The organism is Pseudomaricurvus sp. HS19 (assembly GCF_009857815.1).
In the GTDB taxonomy this organism is placed as follows: domain Bacteria; phylum Pseudomonadota; class Gammaproteobacteria; order Pseudomonadales; family Cellvibrionaceae; genus Pseudomaricurvus.
This window is the reverse complement of record NZ_WVVW01000010.1, coordinates 99,985-120,738: the sequence shown is the minus strand read 5'-3', so window position 1 is coordinate 120,738 and position 20,754 is coordinate 99,985. Positions and strand designations below refer to the sequence as shown.

The 20,754-nt window shown below is 59.5% G+C and carries 23 protein-coding genes; 7 read left to right on the top strand and 16 right to left on the bottom strand.

The features are described from left to right. The first annotated feature begins 5 nt into the window (after positions 1 to 5). A complete protein-coding gene (locus tag GSF27_RS13740) occupies positions 6 to 926 on the top strand; it encodes a flavin-nucleotide-binding protein (RefSeq protein ID WP_160970066.1) in 921 nt (306 codons plus the stop codon). A 5-nt stretch (positions 927 to 931) separates the two neighbouring features. On the opposite strand, the gene GSF27_RS13735 is transcribed toward GSF27_RS13740, so the two are convergent. Then, the gene (locus GSF27_RS13735) at positions 932 to 1,366 is read right to left on the bottom strand and encodes a PaaI family thioesterase (protein WP_160970064.1); all 435 of its coding nucleotides are present in this window, start codon (positions 1,364 to 1,366) and stop codon (positions 932 to 934) included. Between the two features lie 14 nt (positions 1,367 to 1,380). After that, a complete protein-coding gene (locus tag GSF27_RS13730) occupies positions 1,381 to 2,028 on the bottom strand; it encodes a glutathione S-transferase family protein (protein ID WP_160970062.1) in 648 nt (215 codons plus the stop codon). Positions 2,029 to 2,265: 237 nt separating this feature from the next. Between GSF27_RS13730 and GSF27_RS13725 the strand changes: the two genes are divergently transcribed. Beyond that, a complete protein-coding gene (locus tag GSF27_RS13725; RefSeq protein ID WP_160970059.1) occupies positions 2,266 to 2,709 on the top strand; it encodes a helix-turn-helix domain-containing protein in 444 nt (147 codons plus the stop codon). 87 nt (positions 2,710 to 2,796) lie between these two features. Here GSF27_RS13725 and GSF27_RS13720 read toward each other — a convergent pair whose 3' ends face one another. The 6 genes from GSF27_RS13720 to msrP form a co-directional block, all read right to left on the bottom strand. After that, positions 2,797 to 3,342 carry a glutathione peroxidase gene (locus tag GSF27_RS13720; protein ID WP_160970057.1) on the bottom strand — a complete coding sequence of 182 codons (546 nt, stop codon included), beginning with the start codon at positions 3,340 to 3,342 and terminating at the stop codon, positions 2,797 to 2,799. Between the two features lie 157 nt (positions 3,343 to 3,499). After that, positions 3,500 to 4,861 (bottom strand): lyase family protein, encoded by a 1,362-nt coding sequence (locus GSF27_RS13715; RefSeq protein WP_160970242.1) that lies wholly within the window; start codon positions 4,859 to 4,861, stop codon positions 3,500 to 3,502. Between the two features lie 142 nt (positions 4,862 to 5,003). Beyond that, entirely contained in the window at positions 5,004 to 5,216 is a 213-nt protein-coding gene (locus GSF27_RS13710) for a DUF2061 domain-containing protein (protein ID WP_160970055.1), read from the bottom strand. 182 nt (positions 5,217 to 5,398) lie between these two features. Continuing rightward, positions 5,399 to 5,764, bottom strand: a complete 366-nt coding sequence (locus GSF27_RS13705) for a cytochrome b562 (protein ID WP_160970053.1) — start codon at positions 5,762 to 5,764, stop codon at positions 5,399 to 5,401. 44 nt (positions 5,765 to 5,808) lie between these two features. Continuing rightward, on the bottom strand, positions 5,809 to 6,414 hold the full coding sequence (locus GSF27_RS13700) for a sulfite oxidase heme-binding subunit YedZ (protein WP_160970051.1): 606 nt from the start codon (positions 6,412 to 6,414) through the stop codon (positions 5,809 to 5,811). An 11-nt stretch (positions 6,415 to 6,425) separates the two neighbouring features. Further along, positions 6,426 to 7,415: a protein-methionine-sulfoxide reductase catalytic subunit MsrP gene (gene msrP, locus GSF27_RS13695; RefSeq protein ID WP_160970049.1), complete on the bottom strand. Its 990-nt coding sequence runs from the start codon at positions 7,413 to 7,415 to the stop codon at positions 6,426 to 6,428. Positions 7,416 to 7,878: 463 nt separating this feature from the next. Here msrP and GSF27_RS13690 point away from each other — a divergent pair, with 463 nt between their 5' ends. Next, complete coding sequence (locus tag GSF27_RS13690) at positions 7,879 to 8,862, top strand: calcium/sodium antiporter (RefSeq protein ID WP_160970047.1); 984 nt, start codon at positions 7,879 to 7,881, stop codon at positions 8,860 to 8,862. A 31-nt stretch (positions 8,863 to 8,893) separates the two neighbouring features. Here the strand turns inward: GSF27_RS13690 and GSF27_RS13685 are convergent, their stop codons facing one another. Beyond that, on the bottom strand, positions 8,894 to 10,009 hold the full coding sequence (locus GSF27_RS13685; RefSeq protein ID WP_160970045.1) for an NADH:flavin oxidoreductase: 1,116 nt from the start codon (positions 10,007 to 10,009) through the stop codon (positions 8,894 to 8,896). Positions 10,010 to 10,061: 52 nt separating this feature from the next. Beyond that, a complete protein-coding gene (locus GSF27_RS13680) occupies positions 10,062 to 10,244 on the bottom strand; it encodes a hypothetical protein (protein ID WP_160970043.1) in 183 nt (60 codons plus the stop codon). A gap of 56 nt (positions 10,245 to 10,300) precedes the next feature. On the opposite strand from GSF27_RS13680, the gene GSF27_RS13675 reads away from it, so the two are divergent. The 4 genes from GSF27_RS13675 (at position 10,301) to GSF27_RS13660 (ending at position 13,782) form a co-directional block, all read left to right on the top strand. After that, positions 10,301 to 11,458: an iron-containing alcohol dehydrogenase gene (locus tag GSF27_RS13675; protein WP_160970041.1), complete on the top strand. Its 1,158-nt coding sequence runs from the start codon at positions 10,301 to 10,303 to the stop codon at positions 11,456 to 11,458. Between the two features lie 141 nt (positions 11,459 to 11,599). Further along, positions 11,600 to 12,019, top strand: coding sequence for a thioesterase family protein (locus tag GSF27_RS13670; RefSeq protein ID WP_237457560.1), 420 nt, complete (start codon positions 11,600 to 11,602; stop codon positions 12,017 to 12,019). A gap of 46 nt (positions 12,020 to 12,065) precedes the next feature. Further along, positions 12,066 to 13,241 carry a hydroxymethylglutaryl-CoA reductase gene (locus GSF27_RS13665; protein WP_160970037.1) on the top strand — a complete coding sequence of 392 codons (1,176 nt, stop codon included), beginning with the start codon at positions 12,066 to 12,068 and terminating at the stop codon, positions 13,239 to 13,241. A 22-nt stretch (positions 13,242 to 13,263) separates the two neighbouring features. Then, the gene (locus GSF27_RS13660; RefSeq protein ID WP_160970035.1) at positions 13,264 to 13,782 is read left to right on the top strand and encodes a hypothetical protein; all 519 of its coding nucleotides are present in this window, start codon (positions 13,264 to 13,266) and stop codon (positions 13,780 to 13,782) included. Positions 13,783 to 14,037: 255 nt separating this feature from the next. Here the strand turns inward: GSF27_RS13660 and GSF27_RS13655 are convergent, their stop codons facing one another. The 6 genes from GSF27_RS13655 to GSF27_RS13630 all read right to left on the bottom strand — a co-directional run bounded on the left by GSF27_RS13655 (position 14,038) and on the right by GSF27_RS13630 (position 20,754). Further along, positions 14,038 to 15,285 (bottom strand): acyl-CoA dehydrogenase family protein, encoded by a 1,248-nt coding sequence (locus tag GSF27_RS13655; RefSeq protein WP_160970033.1) that lies wholly within the window; start codon positions 15,283 to 15,285, stop codon positions 14,038 to 14,040. A 14-nt stretch (positions 15,286 to 15,299) separates the two neighbouring features. Then, positions 15,300 to 16,055 carry an SDR family NAD(P)-dependent oxidoreductase gene (locus GSF27_RS13650; RefSeq protein ID WP_160970031.1) on the bottom strand — a complete coding sequence of 252 codons (756 nt, stop codon included), beginning with the start codon at positions 16,053 to 16,055 and terminating at the stop codon, positions 15,300 to 15,302. Between the two features lie 12 nt (positions 16,056 to 16,067). After that, entirely contained in the window at positions 16,068 to 16,832 is a 765-nt protein-coding gene (locus GSF27_RS13645; RefSeq protein ID WP_160970029.1) for an SDR family oxidoreductase, read from the bottom strand. A 34-nt stretch (positions 16,833 to 16,866) separates the two neighbouring features. Further along, positions 16,867 to 17,844, bottom strand: a complete 978-nt coding sequence (locus GSF27_RS13640; protein ID WP_160970027.1) for an NADPH:quinone oxidoreductase family protein — start codon at positions 17,842 to 17,844, stop codon at positions 16,867 to 16,869. 4 nt (positions 17,845 to 17,848) lie between these two features. Next, a complete protein-coding gene (locus tag GSF27_RS13635; protein ID WP_160970025.1) occupies positions 17,849 to 18,886 on the bottom strand; it encodes a phosphotransferase in 1,038 nt (345 codons plus the stop codon). 272 nt (positions 18,887 to 19,158) lie between these two features. Further along, positions 19,159 to 20,754, bottom strand: coding sequence for an AMP-binding protein (locus tag GSF27_RS13630; RefSeq protein WP_160970023.1), 1,596 nt, complete (start codon positions 20,752 to 20,754; stop codon positions 19,159 to 19,161).

Genomic DNA, 20,754 nt, shown 5'->3' with positions numbered 1-20,754 from the left:
GACAGGTGAGCACTTCAGATCTGCCCTGGCACCCGGGCGAACTGCGACTGCAACAACAGCACGGCAGTCTGGAAGTGATGGCAGAGCTGGGCCCCCGGGTGGTGAGGCAGTACATGCCCGAACAGCACCAGCGTTTTTTTCGAGCCCTGCCGCTGCTGCTGTTTGCGGCACGGGCCAACGATGGTCAACTGTACGCCAGTGCGCTGTTCGGCGAGCCGGGTTTTATCCGCACGCCAGACCAGCAACACCTGTCGATCAGCACGGACGGGGCACACCCGTCGGATCCAGCCGTGATCGCCCTGCAACAGGGGGCGCCCATCGGTCTGCTCGGTATCGAGTTTCACAGCCGGCGACGCAATCGCTTCAACGGCGTTGTGACAGAGCACATCGCCGGGCGGCTGACCGTGGGCTGCCAGCAAAGCTTTGGCAACTGCCCCAAATACATTACCCGCCGCCAGCGCCTGCCCAATCCCGCCTACGGCGCATTTGCGCAGCAGGCCTTCCACCACCCCGACGCCGACACACTGGCGTTTGTGCAACAGGCGGACACCCTGTTTATCGCCAGCGGCTTTGACGACGGCCAGCGGCTGTACAATCGCGGACTGGACCTGTCCCATCGCGGTGGCGTACCAGGTTTCATCAAAGTGGATGAACAAAATCGCCTGCTGTTTGAGGACTACCCTGGCAACGGCTTCTTCTGCACCCTGGGCAACCTGCTGCAAAACCCGCAGGCGGGGCTGCTATTGATGGACTTTACGCGGGGACACCTGCTGCAATTGCAGGTGCATACAGAGATTATTGCAACGGCGTCTGCGCCGCGGCTGCTGCGCTGCGCCATCACCTGCGGCCGCTGGCTGCTGAACGCCAGTCCCTGGCTGTGGCAGCCCCTGCCGGATACTCCTCCGGCAGGGGCGCCGTCATCCTGACAGCATCAATCGCGCAGGATTTTGCAGGTCGCAGTGGCGTGGGCGTAGAGCTTACCCGACTCATCCTTCAGCGACGCCTCGGAAATGGCAATAGTCCTGGAGAGATGCAGCAGGTTACCCTCGGCCAACAGGGTGCGCCGCTGCGGTACCGGCCGCACCATCTTCACATTCAGGTCCACCGTGGCAAAACCAGTGCCCGCCTCCAGCGCCGAGTGCACCGCACTGCCGGTAGCGGAGTCCAGCACGGTGGCGGCAAAACCACCGTGCACGCCGCCCATGGGGTTGAGGTGACGCTCGTCGGCGCTGGCTTCGAATACCACTTTGCCATGTTCAGCAGAGCGAATGCCCATGGGTATGCCCTGCGCAATGGAGGGCGGTGGTATGTGGCCGTTGATAATGGCGTGAATCAGTTCCAGTCCGGAAAGTTCTGCGGCTGACATGGGCTTCCCTCCGCTCACGCTGACGGCAGCAGCGTCGGCTGCGATGCCAGTTTATCCAACAAGCGCTGCACCGACGGGCGGGCAGCAAACGCCTTGTACCAGCGCGTCAGGTGCGGATACTCACTGATGTCCATGCTGGTGCTCTCCTGCACCCGGAAATAGGGAAAGGCGGTGGTATCGGCCAGGGTCACCTCGTCACCGCAGAGAAATTCGGTATCGGAGAGGAAGGCGTCCAGGGCCGGCAGCACACTGCCCAGTAACAACTTCGCCCCGTCTACCATGGCGGTATCCGTCGGCTCCTTGAAGAAACCGGGTCGGATCACCTCCTGCCAGAAATGGGTGCCGGCCTGCGGCCCCACATGGCAGATCAACATATCCATCACACCATCAATATGAGCCGCCTGCAGCGGGTCGGTGGCATAGAGCCGGTGGTCATGCAGGCGGGAGAGGTAGCGGCTGATGGCCGCGCTTTCGATGATGAAGTTGCCGTCGTGCTCCAGCACCGGCACCTTGCCCAGCGGGTGCCGCGCCAGGTGTTCGGGGCTTTTGTGCTCCTGCCGGCCCAGCTCCACTTTTACATAGCGGTAGTCGATACCCAGCTCTTCCGCTGCGAGCATCGCCTTTTCCGGGTTGAAGGTGTTGTAGCCGTAGATGGTGAACATGTGAGTCTCCTTGCTTTCAGGTACGCGGGGTTTTCAGGTGCCGCTGGATTCCGGTGTCTTGTGTGTCAGCTTTTCGTGTTTTCAACTTCAATGGTTTCAGTTTCAGTGGCTTCAGGTGCAATTGGATTTGGATGCCAATGCACCTATACTTGCATAATGCAACCAAACTAGACCCATGACTTGCATAATGCAAGTTAAAATTTCCTGACCATTTAACCCGAAACCGTTACTGCGATCATGGTTACCAAAAACGAACACCTGTCACGCTCCCACTGCCCCCTGGCCCACTGCCTGGATATTGTCGGCGATCACTGGACACTGCTGATCGTGCGCGACCTGCTGCTGGGCAAGCACGAGTTCCAGGAGTTCCAGTCAAGTCCCGAGGGGATCTCCAGCAACATTCTCAGTAACCGCCTGAAAAAGCTGCAGGAGCAGGATGTGATCCGCTGGATCACCCACCCGGAGAACAAAAAGCGCAAGCTGTACTACCTCACCACCAAGGGCAAGGAGCTGCTCTATGTGATTGGCGGTCTGATGCGCTGGTCACTGAAATACATGCCAGGTGACAAACCTGTGCCGGGCTTTGTCGCCGACATTGCGGACAACCCGGCGCAGGCCAGGCAGGAGATATTGCAAACATTGCAGGCGTGGGAAACGGAGTACAACATCGAGAACGGTTGATAGTGAAGCTTATCAACCGGCACAAAAAAAGCAGACGACCGGATACAGTCGTCTGCTTTTTCTGAAGCCAATTCCGGTGTTACCGGATCAGGCTGACAGTGCGGCCTCCACAGCCTGCAACAGAATCGGGTTGTCGGCATTCACATCCGGGGCAAAGTGCCCGACCACCTTGCCATCACGGCCCACCAGGAACTTCTCGAAGTTCCAGGCCACGGCGTCATCTTCTACCGGAATGCCGTAGCCCTTGAGTTTGTCCAGGAAACCGGATTCAGGATCCAGGGTGCGCTCCGGCAGCTGGGAAAACAGCTCCTGGTAGAGCGGGTGACGCTCGTCACCATTGACGCAGATCTTGCTGAACATGGGGAAGTCGACGCCGTAGGTGCTGCGGCAGAACTCGATGATCTCCTCGTTGCTGCCGGGCTCCTGGCCGCGGAATTCGTTGCTGGGGAAACCCAGGATTTCCAGACCGTCATCCTTGCGCGCCTTGTAGAGTGCTTCCAGTTGTTCGTACTGGGGGGTAAGACCGCACTTGGAGGCCACATTCACAATCAGCAACACCTTGCCGGCGTAGTCGCCGATGCTGATGTCGCGACCGTCGATGGTGGTGACGTTAATGTCTGACAACTGACTCATATCCGAGACTCCTGTTTATCTGTTCTGGTTGTTGTTCTGGCTCTGATTTTTTCGACCTGGGTCGTGGCTCACTCAACACCGGCTGCGCAGCTGCGGCGACCGGCAGGCCGCTACTGTAACGCGCACGTGAGCAAATGTCCTGTGCGCAAGCGCCGACTCAGCGATCGCTGCCGGGAATACCGCCAGCGGTGAGCAGCGCCGGATCCAGCAGTGTTTGCAGCCGCTCTTCCGGCAGGCCGGTCTCCTCCCGCGCCACCTCCAGGATGGGACGGTTTTCGGCGTAGGCGCGCTTGGCAATCGCCGCCGCCTTCAGGTAACCCACCTCGGCATTGAGCGCCGTGACCAGCACAGGGTTACGGGTCAGCGCCTGTTCCAGATTAGCGTGGTTGACGGTGAAACCATCGATGGCCTGCCGGGCCAGAGATACCGCCGCATTGCTCAGCAGATCAATACCCTGCAACAGATTGTTTGCCACCAGTGGCAACATCACATTGAGCTGGAAGTTACCGGACTGCGCCGCCACCGTAATGGCAGCGTCATAGCCGATCACTTGCGCTGCCGACATGCAGACCGCTTCCGGAATCACCGGATTGACCTTGCCAGGCATGATGGAGGAGCCCGGCTGCAGCGCCGGCAGGGCAATCTCGCCCAGCCCCGCCAGCGGACCGGAGTTCATCCAGCGCAGGTCATTGGCGATTTTTATCAGTGCTGCCGCCAGGGTTTTCAGCTGCCCTGAAACCAGCAGCGCCCGCTCCTGTCCCGCCAGCAACGCAAAGCGGTTGTCGCCCGGATGGAAACCCAGGCCGGTGGTCTGTTGCAATCGGGCACACAGGCGGGAGGCCAATTCGGGATGGGCGTTGATACCGGTACCCACGGCAGTGCCACCCTGGGCCAGGGCCAGCAACTGCTGCTGGCCGGACTGCAGGGTCTCGCGGCAGAAGGCAATTTGCGACTGCCAGGCCTGCAGCTCCTGGGCCATGGTAAGGGGCATGGCGTCCATCAGGTGGGTGCGGCCGGTTTTCACCACCGATTGCAGGTCGGCGGCCCTGGCAGCGATGGTCTGCTGCAACTCCTCCAGCGCCGGCAACAACCGCTCCTGCAGGGCGATGGCCGCACTGACATGGATGGCGGAGGGAATAACGTCGTTGCTGCTCTGCCCCATATTGACGTGGTCATTGGGGCTGACAGCCACACCGGCGCTGTCACTGGCCAGTCGCGCCAGCACTTCATTGACGTTCATATTGGTGCTGGTGCCGGAGCCGGTCTGGTAGACGTCCACCGGAAACTGATCGGCGAACTCGCCATCGGCCACCCGCTGTGCGGCGGTTTCGATGGCCTGCGCCAGCCCTGCCGGCAGCAGTCCCAGTTCACGGTTGGCGCCGGCAGCGGCCTGCTTGATCAGCGCCACGGCGCGGATAAAGGCTTGGGGCAACGGCTGGCCACTGAAGTGGAAGTTGTCCACCGCACGCTGTGTCTGCGCGCCATAGAGGGCATCGCCGGGCACCTGTACATCGCCCATGCTGTCACGTTCAATTCGATAGCTCACATCCCCTCCCTCTCCCGCCAGCAGCGGGTCTGTGCATCAATGACGCCCCCGCAGTGGCAGGGGCCGCCATCACCTGAGTGTAGTCAAAAGCACCGCGGACCTGGCGGTCATCCCATCAGGCCGGGATAACCGACGTCGGCGCTTCCGTCACTTCCGCAGCCGCCCCACGACGGCTCCAGACCTTCTCGTGGAAGTAGTAGGCCACGGTGTTACAGGCTGGCTCCACCAACGCCATGGTGCCACCCACCACCACGTCTCCGGTCATGACGTAGCCGACGGAGAAGGCCACGGTCATGTGTACCGATGCAAAACTGATTGTCTTCTTCATACGCCACCTCCGGCTGAATGCAGTGGACTGGATGTCCTCTCTGGCATCCATAGTGGCAAAGCCCGGCTCTGTATAAAAATCGGCTGTGCAAGCCGTTCTGATAGGTAATGCCTATCACAGAAACGACAAGGGGCGACCCATGGCCGCCCCCTGCTTTCTGATTTTGCCGTTACCGGTGGTGCTTACTCGACACCGAACTTGTCGTGGTATTCTTCTTTCACATCTTTCAGCTGCGGAAACAGAGCCTTGGCAGCCGCTGCATCACCGGCTTCCAGTGCCGCCTTCACCTGCAGAGCCAGCTCTTCCACCTCTTTCAGGCCCTCTTCAAAGGTGGCCTGGTCTTCGGGATTGACCACCTGGCTTTTGGCTTTTTCCAGCGCCACAAAGAAGGCATCGGTCTGGGCCTTCATCTCATCCAGAGATTCGGTCTGGTAGATCGCCTTCAGCGAACCGCCCATATCCTCCATGGCGACATGCAGTTCGCTTTTGGAGCACCCCAGCAGGGCCGCGGACAGAGCGATGGCGGCAATCATTGGTAACTTTTTCATACGACTTCCCTTAAGTTAATGGTCATGGTTGATTCAGAATTCGATCAGGACACAGGCGCCCGGTGTTTACGGGCCGTGCGAGATGGCAGCAGGCGGTATCCCAGTAACAACAGCGTCAGCAGCGCATAAACCAGCGCCTCGGCGTAGTTGGAACGCACCAGCCAGACCACATGCACCACCCCTAAAATGGCGATAACGTACACCAGCTTGTGCAGTTTGTTCCAGCGCTGGCGCAGGTGCCGCAGCGACCACTGGTTGGATGTGGCGATCAATGGCAACAACAACAGCCAGGCGAGGATACCAACTGCCATATAGGGGCGTTCGCTGAACTCCTCGAGAAAGCGACCCCAGTTCCAGCCGACAACATAGGTCATCACCGCGGTGAAGTGCAACATGGCGTAGAAGCCGGTAAACAGCCCCAGCATACGGCGATAGGCCAGCAACTGCGGTTTGTGCAGCAGGCGCCGGGCCGGCGTCACAGCGAGGGTAATCAGCAGCATGCGTATGGTCCAGTCACCGGTGAGGAGCACCAGATCCTTACCCGGATCCGGGCCGCCACCGCTCACCAGCTGCTGCACCACAAAGCCCAACAACGGCAACAGTGACGCGCCAAACAGCAGTTGTTTTTTACGGGTGAGTGAGAGAGTCATCGCCATTGCCATCAGTAGTATTTGCGCAGGTCCATTCCCTGGTAGAGATGGGCCACCTGCTCGCCATAGCCATTAAACAGCTGCGTATCAATGCGATTGGGATTGAACAGGGTGGAGGGCAGCCGACGCTCGGTCTTCTGGCTCCAGCGCGGGTGATCCACCTGGGGATTAACGTTTGCGTAGAAACCGTACTCCCGCGGCGCGATCTGCGCCCAGGTGGTCTGCGGCTGCTTTTCGGTAAAGCGGATACTGACGATGGACTTGATGCTCTTGAAACCGTACTTCCAGGGCACTACCAGACGCAGCGGGGCGCCGTTCTGGTTGGGCAGGCTGCGGCCGTAGAGGCCGGTAGCCATAAGGGTCAGCGGATGCATAGCCTCATCCATGCGCAGCCCCTCCACATAGGGCCAGTCGATGGTGCTGAAGGCCGAGCGCTGCCCGCGCATCTGTTTGGGACGGTAGAGGGTCTTGAACTCCACGTAGCGGGCCCTGGAGGTGGGGCCCAGCTGCCTGATGAGGTCCGCCAGCGGAAAGCCCACCCAGGGAATCACCATGGACCAGGCCTCGACGCAGCGCAGCCGGTAGATTCGCTCCTCCAGCTGCACTTTGGCCAGCAGGTCTTCCAGCGCATAGGCGCCCGGCTTCTCCACCTCACCACTCACCTCCACGGACCAGGGGTCGGTGACCAGACTACCGGCATACTGGGCCGGGTCCGATTTATCCATGCCAAATTCGTAGAAGTTGTTGTAGCCGGTAACGTGTTCGTAGGGGGTTCGCGCCTCGCGGGTGTCAAATCCCTGATCGGTGGCGTCTGCCGCCACCGGTGAATACGTCAGTGCCTGCCCCGCTGGCGCCGTCGAGTCTTCAGCCATCAGGCTGCCGGGCAGCAACCCGGCGGCGATGCCGGCCAGGGAGCCACGCATAAAGTCGCGGCGACGCAGGTAGATGGCCTCCGGGGTAATTTCAGAGGACGGGATGTCAGTTGGGCGCTTGATAATCATAACCAGTCTCGCAATGGGGTCAGGCCTCTGCCGCTTTGTGACCCGGCAGCAGGCGGAAAATTCCTCTCTTTTTCCCTTTGTCGCCCGAGGTTAGCAAAACCTTACACCCGGGTCTTTAAATGCTCCCGGTGCCGCGGCCAGCGTTGCAAGTCAGGGGCAAAACCGGTAGCCTTCCACCCGCTTCTTAGGGGAGTAGTCTCTCAGCCTGACTGAGATGGCCGTCAACAGTCTCCGAACCCTCCGGTTCGTGGCGGTCATGTCCTGGTAGTACCGGATTGACAAGACCTAAGGCACTGCACTGGCGCGGGGTGGCGTTGGCGCGTGCCTTGGTATTGGCCAACCACCCCAGCGGACATGATCGTGCACCACTCGCTTCTCCAATACTTCGCCGATCCTGCCCGTACCGCACGGCTGCGTCCTGTGTCCCTGACCGCCCTGCACAACATACATTGATGAGGTGAATATGATTCTGGCTTTAATTGCCATCCTGGTTGGCTTTGCCATTCTGGTCTGGAGCGCCGACCGTTTTGTGGATGGCGCCGCGGCTACCGCGTTGCACGCCGGCATGCCATCGCTGCTGGTGGGTATGGTGATTGTGGGCTTCGGCACCTCTGCGCCGGAGATGGTGGTCTCCGCCATGGCGGCACTGGACGGCAATCCCGAGCTGGCTCTGGGTAACGCCCTGGGCTCCAACATCGTCAACACCGGCCTGATCCTCGGCGCTACCGCCATGGTCACACCACTGGTGGTGCACTCGAAAATCGTTCGCCGCGAACTGCCGCTGCTGCTGGGCATTGGCGCCCTGTTCGGCGCCCTGCTGTGGAACGGCTCCCTCAGCCGCACCGAATCCCTGTTGCTGCTGGCGGGCTTTTTCGCCCTCATCGGCTGGTCCATCTACTCCGCCCTCAGTGGCCGCGGTGACGCCCTGGAGCAGGAGACAGAGCAGGAGCTGGCCGAACCCTCCATGTCATTGGGAAAAGCCATTTTCTGGTTGCTGGCGGGACTGCTGTTACTGGTAGTCAGCTCCCGTATCCTGGTGTGGGGAGCGGTTGAGATTGCCACGGCGCTGGGTGTCAGCGACCTGATTATCGGCCTCACCATTGTCGCTCTCGGCACCTCCCTGCCGGAACTGGCGGCCACTGTAGTGGCCGCGCGCAAGGGCGAATTCGACATCGCCATCGGCAATGTGGTGGGCTCGAACATGTTTAATATTCTGGCGGTCGCCGGTATCGCCGGCTCCATCATGCCCATGCCGGAGCTGCTGCCGGAAGTGCTGACCCGCGACTGGCCTATGATGATGGGACTGACCGCTGCCCTCTTCCTGATGGCCTACGGATTCCGCAATAAGGGTCGTATTACCCGCCTTAACGGGGCCCTGCTGGTAGTGGCCTTCACCATCTACAACGTCTGGCTGGTGCTGGATGTGATGGCCAGCCGCATCGCCTGAGGCCGGCCACTTTTACCCTGTACGCAGGGGCTCAACTGAGCTCCTGCAACATCTCCTTGGCGTAAGCCTGCAACTGATCCGTCTCCCCCTCACGCACCTTGCGGGCCCAGTCCGGGTTGGCAATCAGGGCCCGGCCTACCGCCACCAGGTCAAACTCTCCACGATCCAGCCGCTCCAGCAAAGTGTCCAGGCTGGCAGGCGCCGCATCCTTGAAGTCACTGGAGCCCTCCGGCAGGAAGTCATCGTTTAGTCCCACACTGCCAACAGAGATGGTGGGCTTACCGGTGAGTTTTTTCGTCCAACCCGCCAGGTTGAGATCACTGCCCTCAAACTCCGGCTGCCAGAAACGCCGTGTTGAGCAGTGGAAAATATCCACGCCGGCATCGCAGAGCGGCTGCAGGAAACTCTCCATTTGCTGTGGCGTTGTCGCCAGGCGCGCGTTGTAGTCGTGCAGTTTCCACTGTGACCAGCGCAGGATAATGGCAAAATCCGGTCCCACCCGGCGGCGCATGGCACTGACAATTTCCGTGGCAAAACGGGTGCGCTGCACCAGGTCTCCACCATACTCATCGGTGCGCTGGTTGAGCTGGTCCCAGAAAAACTGATCGATCAGGTAACCGTGGGCGCCATGAATCTCCACTGCGTCAAACCCCACCTTTTGGGCATCCGCCGCCGCGTCGGCAAAGGCGTTAACCACGGCTTCGATATCGTCGAGAGTCATGGCATGACCGTTCACCTTGCCCGGCATGGACATACCTGAAGGGCTGTAGCCCGGTGTGTCGCCGCCAGGCAGGTTAGCGCCCTTAGCGGGACGACGCACACCACCCACGTGCCAGAGTTGCGGGGCAATTTTGCCACCGGCACCGTGCACGGCATCCACTACCTCGCGCCACCCCTCCAGCGCCTGCTCGCCATAAAAATTGGGTACATCCGGATAGCCGTGGGCAGCCACATGATTTACACAAGTGCCTTCGGTAATGATCAAACCCACATCGCCTTCGGCACGGCGACGGTAGTACTCGGCCACAGCCGGGCCGGGAATGTTGCCCGGCGACGCGCTGCGCGTCATGGGAGCCATCACCACGCGATTGGAGAGGGAGAGGTTGCGACTGGTGAAAGGGGTAAACAGACAATCTGCAGAACTCATGGCGATGCCTCGCTGCCGTTAAAAGTGCCGCCTACCTTACTGCGTGACAATTTCAGAATTCAAGCGCGAAATGCAAAGCCGACGCCGCCGGACAAATTCGTAAATCCTTCTGATCGGATTTGCCATTGTGCCCGGCGGACACTGTTTTAAGCTGTTTACCTGCGATTCCTGCGTAAGTTGTGGCACTTGTTGTGTCCGGCTTGTGCCGCTCCGAACCGGACCGGTTGGTCTTCACACGTTGATCCTGCGCAGCGCAATCTCCGTCACAATAACAATATCGCGGGGCCAGACATGCAGCCGTTTACTTTTTCCAGCGTGCGTCAACTCATCAGTGAAATTGGCGCCCTGCGCCGGATAGGCGAGATCTGTCGCCACTACAACATCCACAAGCCTCTGGTAGTGACCGACCCCGGTATTGTCTCCCTGGGCCTGCTGCAACCACTGCGCAACGCCTTGCATAACGCCGGCCTGCCCTTACTGGTCTACGACCAGGTCTGCGCCGATCCGCCCGACACTGTGGTGGAGGAAGCACTGCAGGTAGCACTGGAGAGTGGCGCTGACGGCGTCATCGGTTTTGGTGGTGGCAGCTCCATGGACACGGCCAAACTGGTGGCACTGCTGGCACGTTCCGGCGAGCGTCTGGAACAGATCTATGGTGTGGAGCAGGCCCGCGGTCCGCGCCTGCCCCTGATCATGATTCCCACCACCGCCGGCACCGGCTCCGAAGTAACCGCGGTGGCCATTGTCACCACCGGCGCCACCACCAAAATGGGCGTGGTCTCTTCACACCTGTTCGCCGACTGCGCCCTGCTGGATGCCGAACTGACCCTGGGATTGCCGCCACACATCACCGCTATGACCGGCATCGATGCCATGGTGCACGCGGTGGAAGCCTATACCAGCATTCACAAAAAAAACGCCTACACTGATATGTTGGCGCGAGAAGCGCTACGCCTGTTGGCGGCAAACCTGCTGAAAGCAACACGTCATGGTGAAGACATCAACGCCCGCCAGGCCATGTTGCTCGGCGCCTGCCTGGCGGGGCAGGCGTTTGCCAATGCACCGGTGGCGGCAGTTCATGCCCTGGCTTATCCCCTTGGGGGCCATTACCACATCCCCCACGGACTGAGTAACTCGCTGGTGCTGCCGGAAGTGCTGCGTTTTAACCGGCCGGCGGCCCAATTCTGGTATGCAGAGCTCGCCGCGCTGCTGCTGGAGCCTGCACGACTGCATCCCGGCGAGGCTACCCGCAGCGAGCAGCTGATCGACTATTTCGAAACGCTGATTGCACAGCTGTCACTGCCAGCGCGGCTCCGCACCGCCGGTGTCCAGGAACAGGATTTGCCCATGCTGGCCGCGGCCGCCATGCAACAGCAACGATTACTGGTCAACAATCCGCGCCCCCTGCAGGAGAGCGATGCACTGGCCATTTATCGCAGCGCATTCTGAAGGATTCATCGCTCCTGTGACTTCTTGCCCCAATCATTTTCTTGTCCCTTGCCCGGAGCCAGGCTTATGACACAGAACAGCTCAAGCACTAATAACTCTGAAAAAAGCCCGGGAAACAACCCGGCAAATGATCCGGCAAATTTGTCGCGACAGAACTATCGCTGGTTTCTGCCCATCACCACCCGCTGGATGGACAACGACATCTACGGCCACGTCAACAACGTGCACTACTACTCCTACTTTGACAGTGTCGCCAACACCTTCCTGATTCAGGAGTGCGGACTGGATATACATCAGGGTGAAGTGATCGGCTACATCGTTCACTCACAATGCCACTACAAACACGCCATTGCCTTTCCCGACCAACTCGAAGGTGGCTTCCGCGTTAACCGGCTGGGCAACAGCTCGGTGGAATACGGTATCGCCATCTTCCGGCAGGGGGAGGAGCAGGCCGCCGCCTGCGGCACCTTTACCCATGTATTTGTCGACCGTCACAGTGAACGTCCGGTACCCATACCCGGGCCACTGCGCCAGCGACTGCAGCAGGTGCTTGTCGGTTAAACAGCCAAAAGCGCCTTAAAAAGAATCACTCAGAGAGAACACAGACATGAAAGCCGATGCCATTCCCCGCAACAAAGATAATGATTACAGCCGCGAAGCCGCGGCTGAACGCCGCCGCTTTGTGGAAGAAGCCACTGGCGCCAGCCTTGAACACACCGGACGCTTCTCGTTTGATCCCGCCATCCTGCCAGGTAATATCGAGAACTTTTCCGGTGTCGTGCAAATGCCACTAGGCTTCGCCGGTCCCCTGAGGGTTAACGGTGAATATGCCCAGGGGGATTTTTACGTGCCCATGGCCACGACCGAAGGCACCCTGTTGGCCAGCTACAGCCGCGGCATGAACATCACCCGCGCCGCCGGCGGCATCACTACCACGGTAGTCAACGACGCCATGCAACGGGCGCCGGTCTTTGCCTTTGACAACGCCCGCGATGCCCGCGCCTTCAGCCACTGGGTCACCGACAATTTCGAAGCCATCAAGAGTGCCGCGGAAACCACTACCCGTATCGGCAAACTGCGTAACATTGAACAGTATGCCGCCAGTCGCATGCAGTACCTGCGCTTCAACTTCACCACCGGCGATGCCGCCGGCCAGAACATGACCGGCAAAGCCACCTACGCCGCCTGCCAATGGATCAGCAATAACTACCCTGGCCCCATCGGCTACCACTTCCTGTCCGGCAATATGGACACTGATAAAAAACATTCACAGCTCAACACCCTCAATGGACGCGGCAAGCGGGTGATTGCTGAAGTCACCCTGCCCCGGCAGCTGATCATCGAGCGCCTGCGGACCTCACCTGAAGCCATGTACGCCGCGCGCCGCACTTCCCAACTGGGCGGCCTGATGGCCGGCGCCGTGCACAACGGCGTACACCCGGCCAACGGCATCGCCTCGGTATTTATCGCCACCGGCCAGGACGAAGCCAATGTGGCCGAGTCCCACGCCAGCCTGGTCTACGCCGAAGTGACTCCGGATGGTGACTACTACTACTCCGTCACGCTGCCCTCACTGATTGTCGCCAGTTACGGTGGTGGCACGGGGCTGGCGACCCAGCGCGAATGCCTGGAAGTGCTCGGCTGCTACGGCGAGGGCAAGGCCAAAAAGCTGGCCGAGATTATTGCCGCCACCGTGCTCTGTGGCGAGATCTCACTGGGGGCCGCGGTGGTCTCTGAAGAGTGGGTCAGCAGCCACGATGAACTGGGACGCAATCGCCCCTGAACCAACGCGAGGAGTGAAACCTATGGGACGTATCGATAAACAACGACTGATCTTCGGCGCCTTTCTGATTGTTCTGATCATCGCGGTGGAACTGTTACTGCACCAATGGCACCTGCCGGGGTGGCCACTGTTTCTGCTGATGATCTTCTTTTTTGAGATGCACATGGATCGCAGTCGGGCTCACCACCTGATCTGCGGCGGTGCCGTTGGTATTCTCTGTTATGTGGCGACGGTGGCGTTTGTGGGAGCTGCGCAGGAGTGGCTGCCGGTAAGCAGCGCGCGGCTGTTGTTCATCTGCCTGGTGGTTTACGCCATCGTTGCCTTTGGCACCGTGATTCCCGCGGTGTTTAACAACTACGCCTTTATGTTCTACCTGATCAGCGGCGTTGCCGCCAGCGCCGGCAATCCCGCGCCCTGGTTATGGCTGGGTATGGTAGTGGTCGGAGGACCGCTGTTGCTGCTGGCTATCATGGCCATTCCCAAGCTGATGCAGTTGCTGTTAGCTCCCACTGCTCCGGCGGAAGATCACCCGTCCAACTGATTACAGAAAGATAATCCCCTGCGGCCACGGCAGGATAATGTGGTCCGGGGCTGTGCCACACCCGAAAAGATCGCTCACAGAGTGAGCTCCTACAAGGGAACGCGGACAACCCGTAGGAGCGCACTGGCCCAGACCATCCTCTCTTTCGGCACAGCCAAAATTCACCTTATCCCGTGCGCGATCTTTTTCGGCTTCATATTGAAAGGCAAAAAAAAGGCCGGCACCAGGTACCGGCCAAGCGCCTGACTCCGAGCGTTATCGCAGCGGAGGAGTGAGGTAGAGAGAGGTTTCAGCCAACTGACCGGCGCTGTTCTTCAGTTCCAGCCTGGCAATGGTTTGCAGGTGTACTTCGTCCGGGCCGTCAGCAAAGCGCAGGGCACGGCCAGTGATAAAGATGTCTGCCAGCGGGGTATCCGGGGTCAGCCCCATGGCACCAAACACCTGAATGGCCCGGTCTGCCACGGCCGTGTGCACGGTCGGCACCACCGCCTTGATCATGGAGATCTCCTTGCGCGCGGCCCGGGCACCGTATTTGTCGATCAGCCAGGCCGCCTTCAACACCAGCAGCCGCGCCTGCTCAATCTCCATGCGCGAGCGGGCAATCCACTCACCCACAGTGCCATGCTGGTGCAGGTATTTGCCAAATGCCTTGCGCTCCTGGGCGCGGGCCGTCATCAGTTCCAGCGCCAGCTCCGCGGCACCGATGGAACGCATGCAATGGTGTATGCGACCAGGTCCGAGACGAGCCTGCGCCAGTTCAAAGCCGCTGCCCTCCTCACCCAGGCGATTGCTGACAGGAACCCGTACATTGCGGAACAGAATCTCGCAGTGGCCTTCGGGGGCAGTGTGATGGAATACGGTGGGATTGCGCACCACCTCCACACCGGGCGTACCGACCGGCACCAGTACCATGGTCTGCTGGTGATGGGTGTCGGCTTCGGGATCGGTCTTGCCCATCACAATGTAGAGCTTGCAGTTGGGATGAGCGGCATTGGTGATAAACCACTTGCGCCCGTTGATCACATAGTCATCACCGTCGCGGGTGATGGAGGTGGTGATGTTGGTGGCATCGGAGGAAGAGACGTCCGGCTCCGTCATACAGAATGCGGAGCGAATCTCGCCATTCAGCAGTGGTACCAGCCACTGCTGGCGCTGCTGCTCGTTGGCAAACATGTGCAGCAGTTCCATATTGCCGGTGTCCGGCGCATTGCAGTTAAACACTTCGGAGGACCAGCTCACCCGACCCATTATTTCTGCCAGCGGTGCATACTCGAGGTTGGTCAGCGCCGTGCCCGGCTCGTCATCGCGCAGGTGAGGCAGGAACATGTTCCACAGGCCCTGCTCCCGGGCCAACTGTTTCAGGTCTTCCATAAAGGGCACAGGCAAGTGCCCGTCATGTACGGCATCGTTGTACTCGCGAATACGGGGCACGATGTACTGGTCCATAAACCGCGTCAGCTGCTGACACAGCGCCTCGGTTTTGGGGGAATAGGAAAAATCCATAAAGGGCTCCGGAATCAAAATGCCGATACACCACCATCCACCGCAATGGCCTGGCCATTGAGGTAGCTGTTGGCGGGATCAATCATGGTGAGCATGGCGTGAACTATCTCTTGTGGTTCTCCCAGACGCTTCAGCGGTGAGGCAGAGGCGAACACCTCCTGACGCTCTTCAATAGGGCTGTTGGCGATCAGCGGCGTGGGGCTGAAGTAGGGGCAGATGGCGTTGCAGCGAATGTTCTTGCTGCCGTACTCAATGGCGGCGGTTTTGGTGAGACCTACCACCGCGTGTTTGGCCGCGCAGTAGGGCGCAATTTTCGGAGCACCACCCAAACCGGCCATGGAAGAGACGTTGAGGATAATCCCTCCCTGCTGAGTCAGCATCTGCCGGATCTGGTACTTCATCCCGAACAGGACACCTTTGGTATTGACCGCAAAGTTAATGTCCATGTCTGCTTCGGTGGTTTCGATCAGCGGCTTCATGGCAGAGGAGATACCGGCGTTGTTAACAGCGATATCCAGGCGACCAAAGTTTTCCACCGCGGCATTGACCAGCGCCTTGCAGTCCTCCTCCACTGTAACGTCCAGCGCCTGGGCCACCACCTCTGCCGAGTACTGATCACGCAGCTGTTGTGCCAGTGCTTCCAGCCCGGTCAGGTTGCGATCTCCCAGCGCCAGCTTGGCCCCCTGTTGTGCCAGCGCTTCAGCCAGCAATTTACCGAAGCCGCTGGCGGCCCCGGTGATCAGTACTACCTGTTGATCAAATGGGTTCATGTCTGCACATCCTTACAGGGTGAGTCCGCCATCCACCACCAGGCACTCGCCGTTGGTGTAGGAGGCTGCGTCCGAAACCAGATAGAGCACCGCACCGGCCATCTCTTGCGGCAGCGCGTGACGGCGCAGTGGCACCTGACCAATGACCTGATCGTAGATCGCCTGTTGTTCAAACAGGGCTCCCGCCAGTTTGGTTTTGGTGAGGCCAGGCAGCAGGGCGTTAACCCGAATACCCAGAGGCCCGCACTCCCGGGCAAACGCCTTGGTCATGTTGATCACCGCGGCTTTGCTGATGGAGTAAATGCCCTGCCCCTCTGCCGGGTGCAACCCGTTCACCGACGCGGTATTGACGATCACGCCGCGCCCCTGCTCCCGCATCAGCTTGCCGGCCTCAACGGACATAAAGAAATAGCCGCGCAGGTTAACGTCCACGGTTTTCTGGAAGGCAGCGAGGTCCGTTTCAAGAATGTGACCAAAATAGGGATTGGTGGCGGCGTTATTCACCAGGATATCCAACCGACGGTGCTGCTCCCGCAGGTGGCTGAACAGCGCGTCGATATCATCCATATTGCCGACGTGGCAGGCGAAGGCCTCCGCCTTGCCGCCACCTGCAACAATACTTTCGGCAACCTTCCGGCAATCCTCCAGTTTGCGACTGGAAACAATCACGTGAGCACCCTGCTCTGCCAACAGGCGGGCAATGGCCTCACCGATACCGCGGCTGGCACCGGTGACTACGGCGATACGGCCGCTCAGATCAAACAGTTGTGTAGCCACGACAGTGACCTCCTCATTACTTCTCTTCTTGTGTTCAGGGAATCAGCACCAGCTTGCCTTTCACGTCGCGATCCATTAATCGCGCCAGCGCCGTGGGCGCTTCAGCTAACGGCATGGACGCATCGGTTACGACAGTGACCTGGCCTTGCAGGTACCACTGGAACAGCTCCTTCAGGTTGTCGGCGTAGACCGCTGGTTCATGCTGGGTGAAATTGCCCCAGAAAACGCCAGTCACGCTGTATTCCTTCACCAGTGTCATATTGACCGGCAGGGTCGGGATTTTGCCGCTGGCAAAGCCGATCACCAGCAGGCGACCGTTGCGCGCCATACTGCGGGTACAGGCATCAAACGCCTCACCACCCACCGGGTCGTAAACCACATCCACCCCTTTGCCGGCAGTGGCCTCTTTCAATGCCTGGCGCAAATCCTGATCGCGATAATTAATCAGAACGTCGGCACCGTTCTCTTTAGCCACCGCCAGTTTTTCCGCGCTGGAGCATGCTGCGATCACAGTCGCTCCCATGGCCTTGCCGATTTGCACCGCCGCAATACCGGTACCACCTGCCGCGCCCAGCACCAGCAAGGTTTCGCCTGACTGCAGTTGGGCACGCTGCTTCAGCGCGTGGTGCGCAGTGCCGTGGGCGCAGGCCAGGTTGGCAGCGTCCGCATAGCTCATATCGTCCGGAATAGGAATTACCGCCAGGGCCGGAACCGCAATTTTTTCTGCATAGGCACCATAGGCAGGCGACAAGCCCATCACCCGGGCGCCCACCGGCAAACCCTGCACCCCGGCACCGACAGCGGTGACATCTCCGGCAAACTCGAAACCGGGAATAAACGGCCGCGGCGGCTTCGCCTGATAGAGCCCCTGCACCACCAGTGCGTCGGGGTAGTTAACCCCGGCGGCCTTCACACTAACCACTACCTCATTGGCGCCGGCTTCGGGATCCGGCACATCCATATAGGCCAGTTGATCGAGCGGAGCGAATTCGTTACAGACAATTGCTTTCATGATTTCAGTTCTCTTGTTGTGCTATGACGCCCAGAGCCATATCCGCCAACACGTCCACCAGGCGACCGATCTCCAGAGCATTTTTATTCGACGCGTTGCCCGCCAGGGCGCGCTTATAGACACCCTGTACAATGGACGCCAGGCGGAAGAAGCTGAACGCCAGGTAGAAATGCCAGTGCTCAATGGTGTCGATGCCCCGCAGTTTGCAGTAGTGGGCAACGATCTCACTCTCCGCAGGAATACCAAGCCCCTGCCGGTCAAGCCCGCCGAGACCGGCGCCGTGCTGGCTGGGCGGCAGGCGCAGGCACATACAGAAGTAAGCCAGGTCAGCCAGCGGGTGCCCCAGGGTGGAGAGTTCCCAATCCAGCACCGCCTGCCCCCGTGCCTCGCCGTGATGAAAGATCACGTTATCCAGGCGAAAATCGCCGTGCACCAGCGCCACCGTGCCGTCGTCTTCCGGGCAGTGCGCCTGCAGCCATTGCATCAATTGCTCCATGGCTGGCTTGTTACCGGTTTCCGCAGCCCGGTACTGCTGCTGCCAGCGCTCCAGCTGACGCTGGAAGTAATTTCCCGGACGACCAAAGTCAGCCAGCCCGACCCTGGACACATCGACACTGTGAATCGCCGCCAGGATACGGATCATCTCGCGGTAGTAGCCGGCACGTTCAGCCGGCGGCACGTCGGGCAGCGCAGGGTCCCAGAAGATATCCCCCTGCTCATAACTCATAAGGTAAAACATGGAACCGATGACACCTGGGTCTTCACACAGGTGCCAAACCCTGGCCACCGGCACTTCGGTTGGAGCCAGCGTCTGTAACACCCGGAACTCCCGGTCGACGGCGTGGGCAGACCGCAGTAGCTGGCCCGGTGGCTGACGACGCAGTACATAGCTGCCGCTATCAGCCTGTAATAAAAAGGTGGGATTGGATTGCCCGCCGGAAAATTTTGTTGCCGACTGCAGACCGTGAAAGCCGGCCACATGGCTCTCCAGATAGCGCCCCAACAGGGGCACATCCAGTTCGGCAATGGTGTTGGACGTCATGACTAGGGAACTCCGGACTTAAGGCTGGCGGAGATGTTATTGATCTCTTTTGACCACCAGCGATTTCTGTACACTTACCAACACATCACAGTTACCGTTCGCCTGTCCCAAAAAAGTGCGCATCCTTGCGCCTCAACCCTCTTGAGCACAAACTCGTTTAGACCTGTCCGGAAACTGTCTGAATGGTTTCGATACTTTGACGCTGAGACGCGCTGCTCTCAATAACCAAACAAACCAATCCCATTGGCAATTCGCCTGCAGTATTGGCCAACTCAGCGCAACTCACGACGCAGGATCTTGCCGACATTACTTTTCGGCAGAGCATCGATCTGCTCTATAAACTTTGGAATCTTGTAGCCGGTCAACTGTGTGCGCAGATAGGTTTTCAGTTCGTCGGCATTCAGACCACCGGGTTCAGCCACAACATATAACTTCACAGCCTCACCTGAATCTTCGTCCGCCACACCAATGGCCGCACACTCCACCACCTGAGGATGCTGGCACGCTACGTCTTCCACTTCATTGGGGTAAACGTTAAAGCCGGAGACTACAATCATGTCTTTCTTGCGATCGACAATGCGCACATAGCCATCCGTTTGAATCAGTGCCATGTCGCCGGTGCGCAACCAGCCATCCACACTCAACACTTCGGCAGTGGCTTCCGGTCGCTGCCAGTAACCTTTCATCACCTGGGGGCCGCGCACACAGAGTTCGCCAACGGCCTCGAGGCCGAGATCAACACCGGCTTCATCGATTACTTTTAACTCCGTGCCTGGCACGGCCAATCCCACAGTGCCAGGGTGTACCCGTCCGGGCGGATTGCTCAGCACCACCGGCGCTGTTTCGGTCAAGCCGTAACCTTCCGCGATCTGGATGCCGGTCAGCTCTTTCCAGGCGCGGGCAATCTCGGTATTGAGCGCCATACCACCGGACGTGGTGCTGTTCAGGCTGGAGAGATCCAGGTTACGGAACTCCTCGTTATGCAACAGGGCATTAAACAAGGTGTTGATACCGACAAAACCGGTAATCGGGTAAGGCCTGATCTCCCGCACCAGAGACGGAAGATCCCGCGGGTTGGCAATCAGCACGCTGTGGCATCCCCGGGAAACCATGGCCAGGCAAGTCACTGTGAATGCATAGATGTGATAGAGCGGCAACGGGCAGACGGTGATCTCCTGCCCTTCACGAAAAATTTTGGCACAGTGCTCCACCACCTGATGGCGATTGGCCACCAGATTGGCGTGGGTCAGCATGGCCCCCTTGGCCACACCGGTTGTGCCACCGGTATACTGCAGCATGGCCAAGTCGTGGGCAGCAATGGCAACGGGCTGCCAAGGCAGGTCGGCACCACGACGCAACGCCTCATCAAAGTTAAACCATTCAATAGTGTTATCGGCAGCCATGACCGATGAGACGGAAGCGGAGACAGCCCCACCGTGTCCTTCGCTTAACAACGGCTGCAATTCCAGAGGTGTGGCGACCACCACCTTGCGAATACCACTCTCCGCAATGACTTCCCGGGTAGACGCCAGCAGACCATCCACCACCACCAGTGCGCTGACGCCGGCATCGGTAAACTGATGCCGTAACTCCCTCGGCGTATAGAGCGGATTGGTATTGACCACCACCAGGCCGGCCCGCAGGGCGCCAAAGATTGCGATCGGATACTGCAAGAGGTTCGGCATCTGCATGGCAATGCGCTCACCGGGTTGCAGGCCCTGACTTTGCAGGAACCTGGCGAAATCCATGCTCAGGCGCTGCAGGTCAGCGTAGATCAACTCCTGTCCCAGTCCCGAAAAGGCAATATTGCCGGGGTAGCTGTTACAGGCGTTATCAAAAAGCTGCAGGATATGTTCAGAGGTTTTCAT

Excerpts from the sequence above, each read along its gene's own strand:
- GSF27_RS13735 (WP_160970064.1), bottom strand. The coding sequence starts at position 1,366 with ATGTCAGCCGCAGAACTTTCCGGACTGGAACTGATTCACGCCATTATC.
- GSF27_RS13730 (WP_160970062.1), bottom strand. The coding sequence starts at position 2,028 with ATGTTCACCATCTACGGCTACAACACCTTCAACCCGGAAAAGGCGATG.
- GSF27_RS13725 (WP_160970059.1), top strand. The coding sequence starts at position 2,266 with ATGGTTACCAAAAACGAACACCTGTCACGCTCCCACTGCCCCCTGGCC.
- GSF27_RS13720 (WP_160970057.1), bottom strand. The coding sequence starts at position 3,342 with ATGAGTCAGTTGTCAGACATTAACGTCACCACCATCGACGGTCGCGAC.
- GSF27_RS13715 (WP_160970242.1), bottom strand. The coding sequence starts at position 4,861 with ATGGGCGATGTACAGGTGCCCGGCGATGCCCTCTATGGCGCGCAGACA.
- GSF27_RS13710 (WP_160970055.1), bottom strand. The coding sequence starts at position 5,216 with ATGAAGAAGACAATCAGTTTTGCATCGGTACACATGACCGTGGCCTTC.
- GSF27_RS13705 (WP_160970053.1), bottom strand. The coding sequence starts at position 5,764 with ATGAAAAAGTTACCAATGATTGCCGCCATCGCTCTGTCCGCGGCCCTG.
- GSF27_RS13700 (WP_160970051.1), bottom strand. The coding sequence starts at position 6,414 with ATGACTCTCTCACTCACCCGTAAAAAACAACTGCTGTTTGGCGCGTCA.
- msrP (WP_160970049.1), bottom strand. The coding sequence starts at position 7,415 with ATGATTATCAAGCGCCCAACTGACATCCCGTCCTCTGAAATTACCCCG.
- GSF27_RS13690 (WP_160970047.1), top strand. The coding sequence starts at position 7,879 with ATGATTCTGGCTTTAATTGCCATCCTGGTTGGCTTTGCCATTCTGGTC.
- GSF27_RS13685 (WP_160970045.1), bottom strand. The coding sequence starts at position 10,009 with ATGAGTTCTGCAGATTGTCTGTTTACCCCTTTCACCAGTCGCAACCTC.
- GSF27_RS13675 (WP_160970041.1), top strand. The coding sequence starts at position 10,301 with ATGCAGCCGTTTACTTTTTCCAGCGTGCGTCAACTCATCAGTGAAATT.
- GSF27_RS13665 (WP_160970037.1), top strand. The coding sequence starts at position 12,066 with ATGAAAGCCGATGCCATTCCCCGCAACAAAGATAATGATTACAGCCGC.
- GSF27_RS13660 (WP_160970035.1), top strand. The coding sequence starts at position 13,264 with ATGGGACGTATCGATAAACAACGACTGATCTTCGGCGCCTTTCTGATT.
- GSF27_RS13655 (WP_160970033.1), bottom strand. The coding sequence starts at position 15,285 with ATGGATTTTTCCTATTCCCCCAAAACCGAGGCGCTGTGTCAGCAGCTG.
- GSF27_RS13650 (WP_160970031.1), bottom strand. The coding sequence starts at position 16,055 with ATGAACCCATTTGATCAACAGGTAGTACTGATCACCGGGGCCGCCAGC.
- GSF27_RS13640 (WP_160970027.1), bottom strand. The coding sequence starts at position 17,844 with ATGAAAGCAATTGTCTGTAACGAATTCGCTCCGCTCGATCAACTGGCC.
- GSF27_RS13635 (WP_160970025.1), bottom strand. The coding sequence starts at position 18,886 with ATGACGTCCAACACCATTGCCGAACTGGATGTGCCCCTGTTGGGGCGC.
- GSF27_RS13630 (WP_160970023.1), bottom strand. The coding sequence starts at position 20,754 with ATGAAAACCTCTGAACATATCCTGCAGCTTTTTGATAACGCCTGTAAC.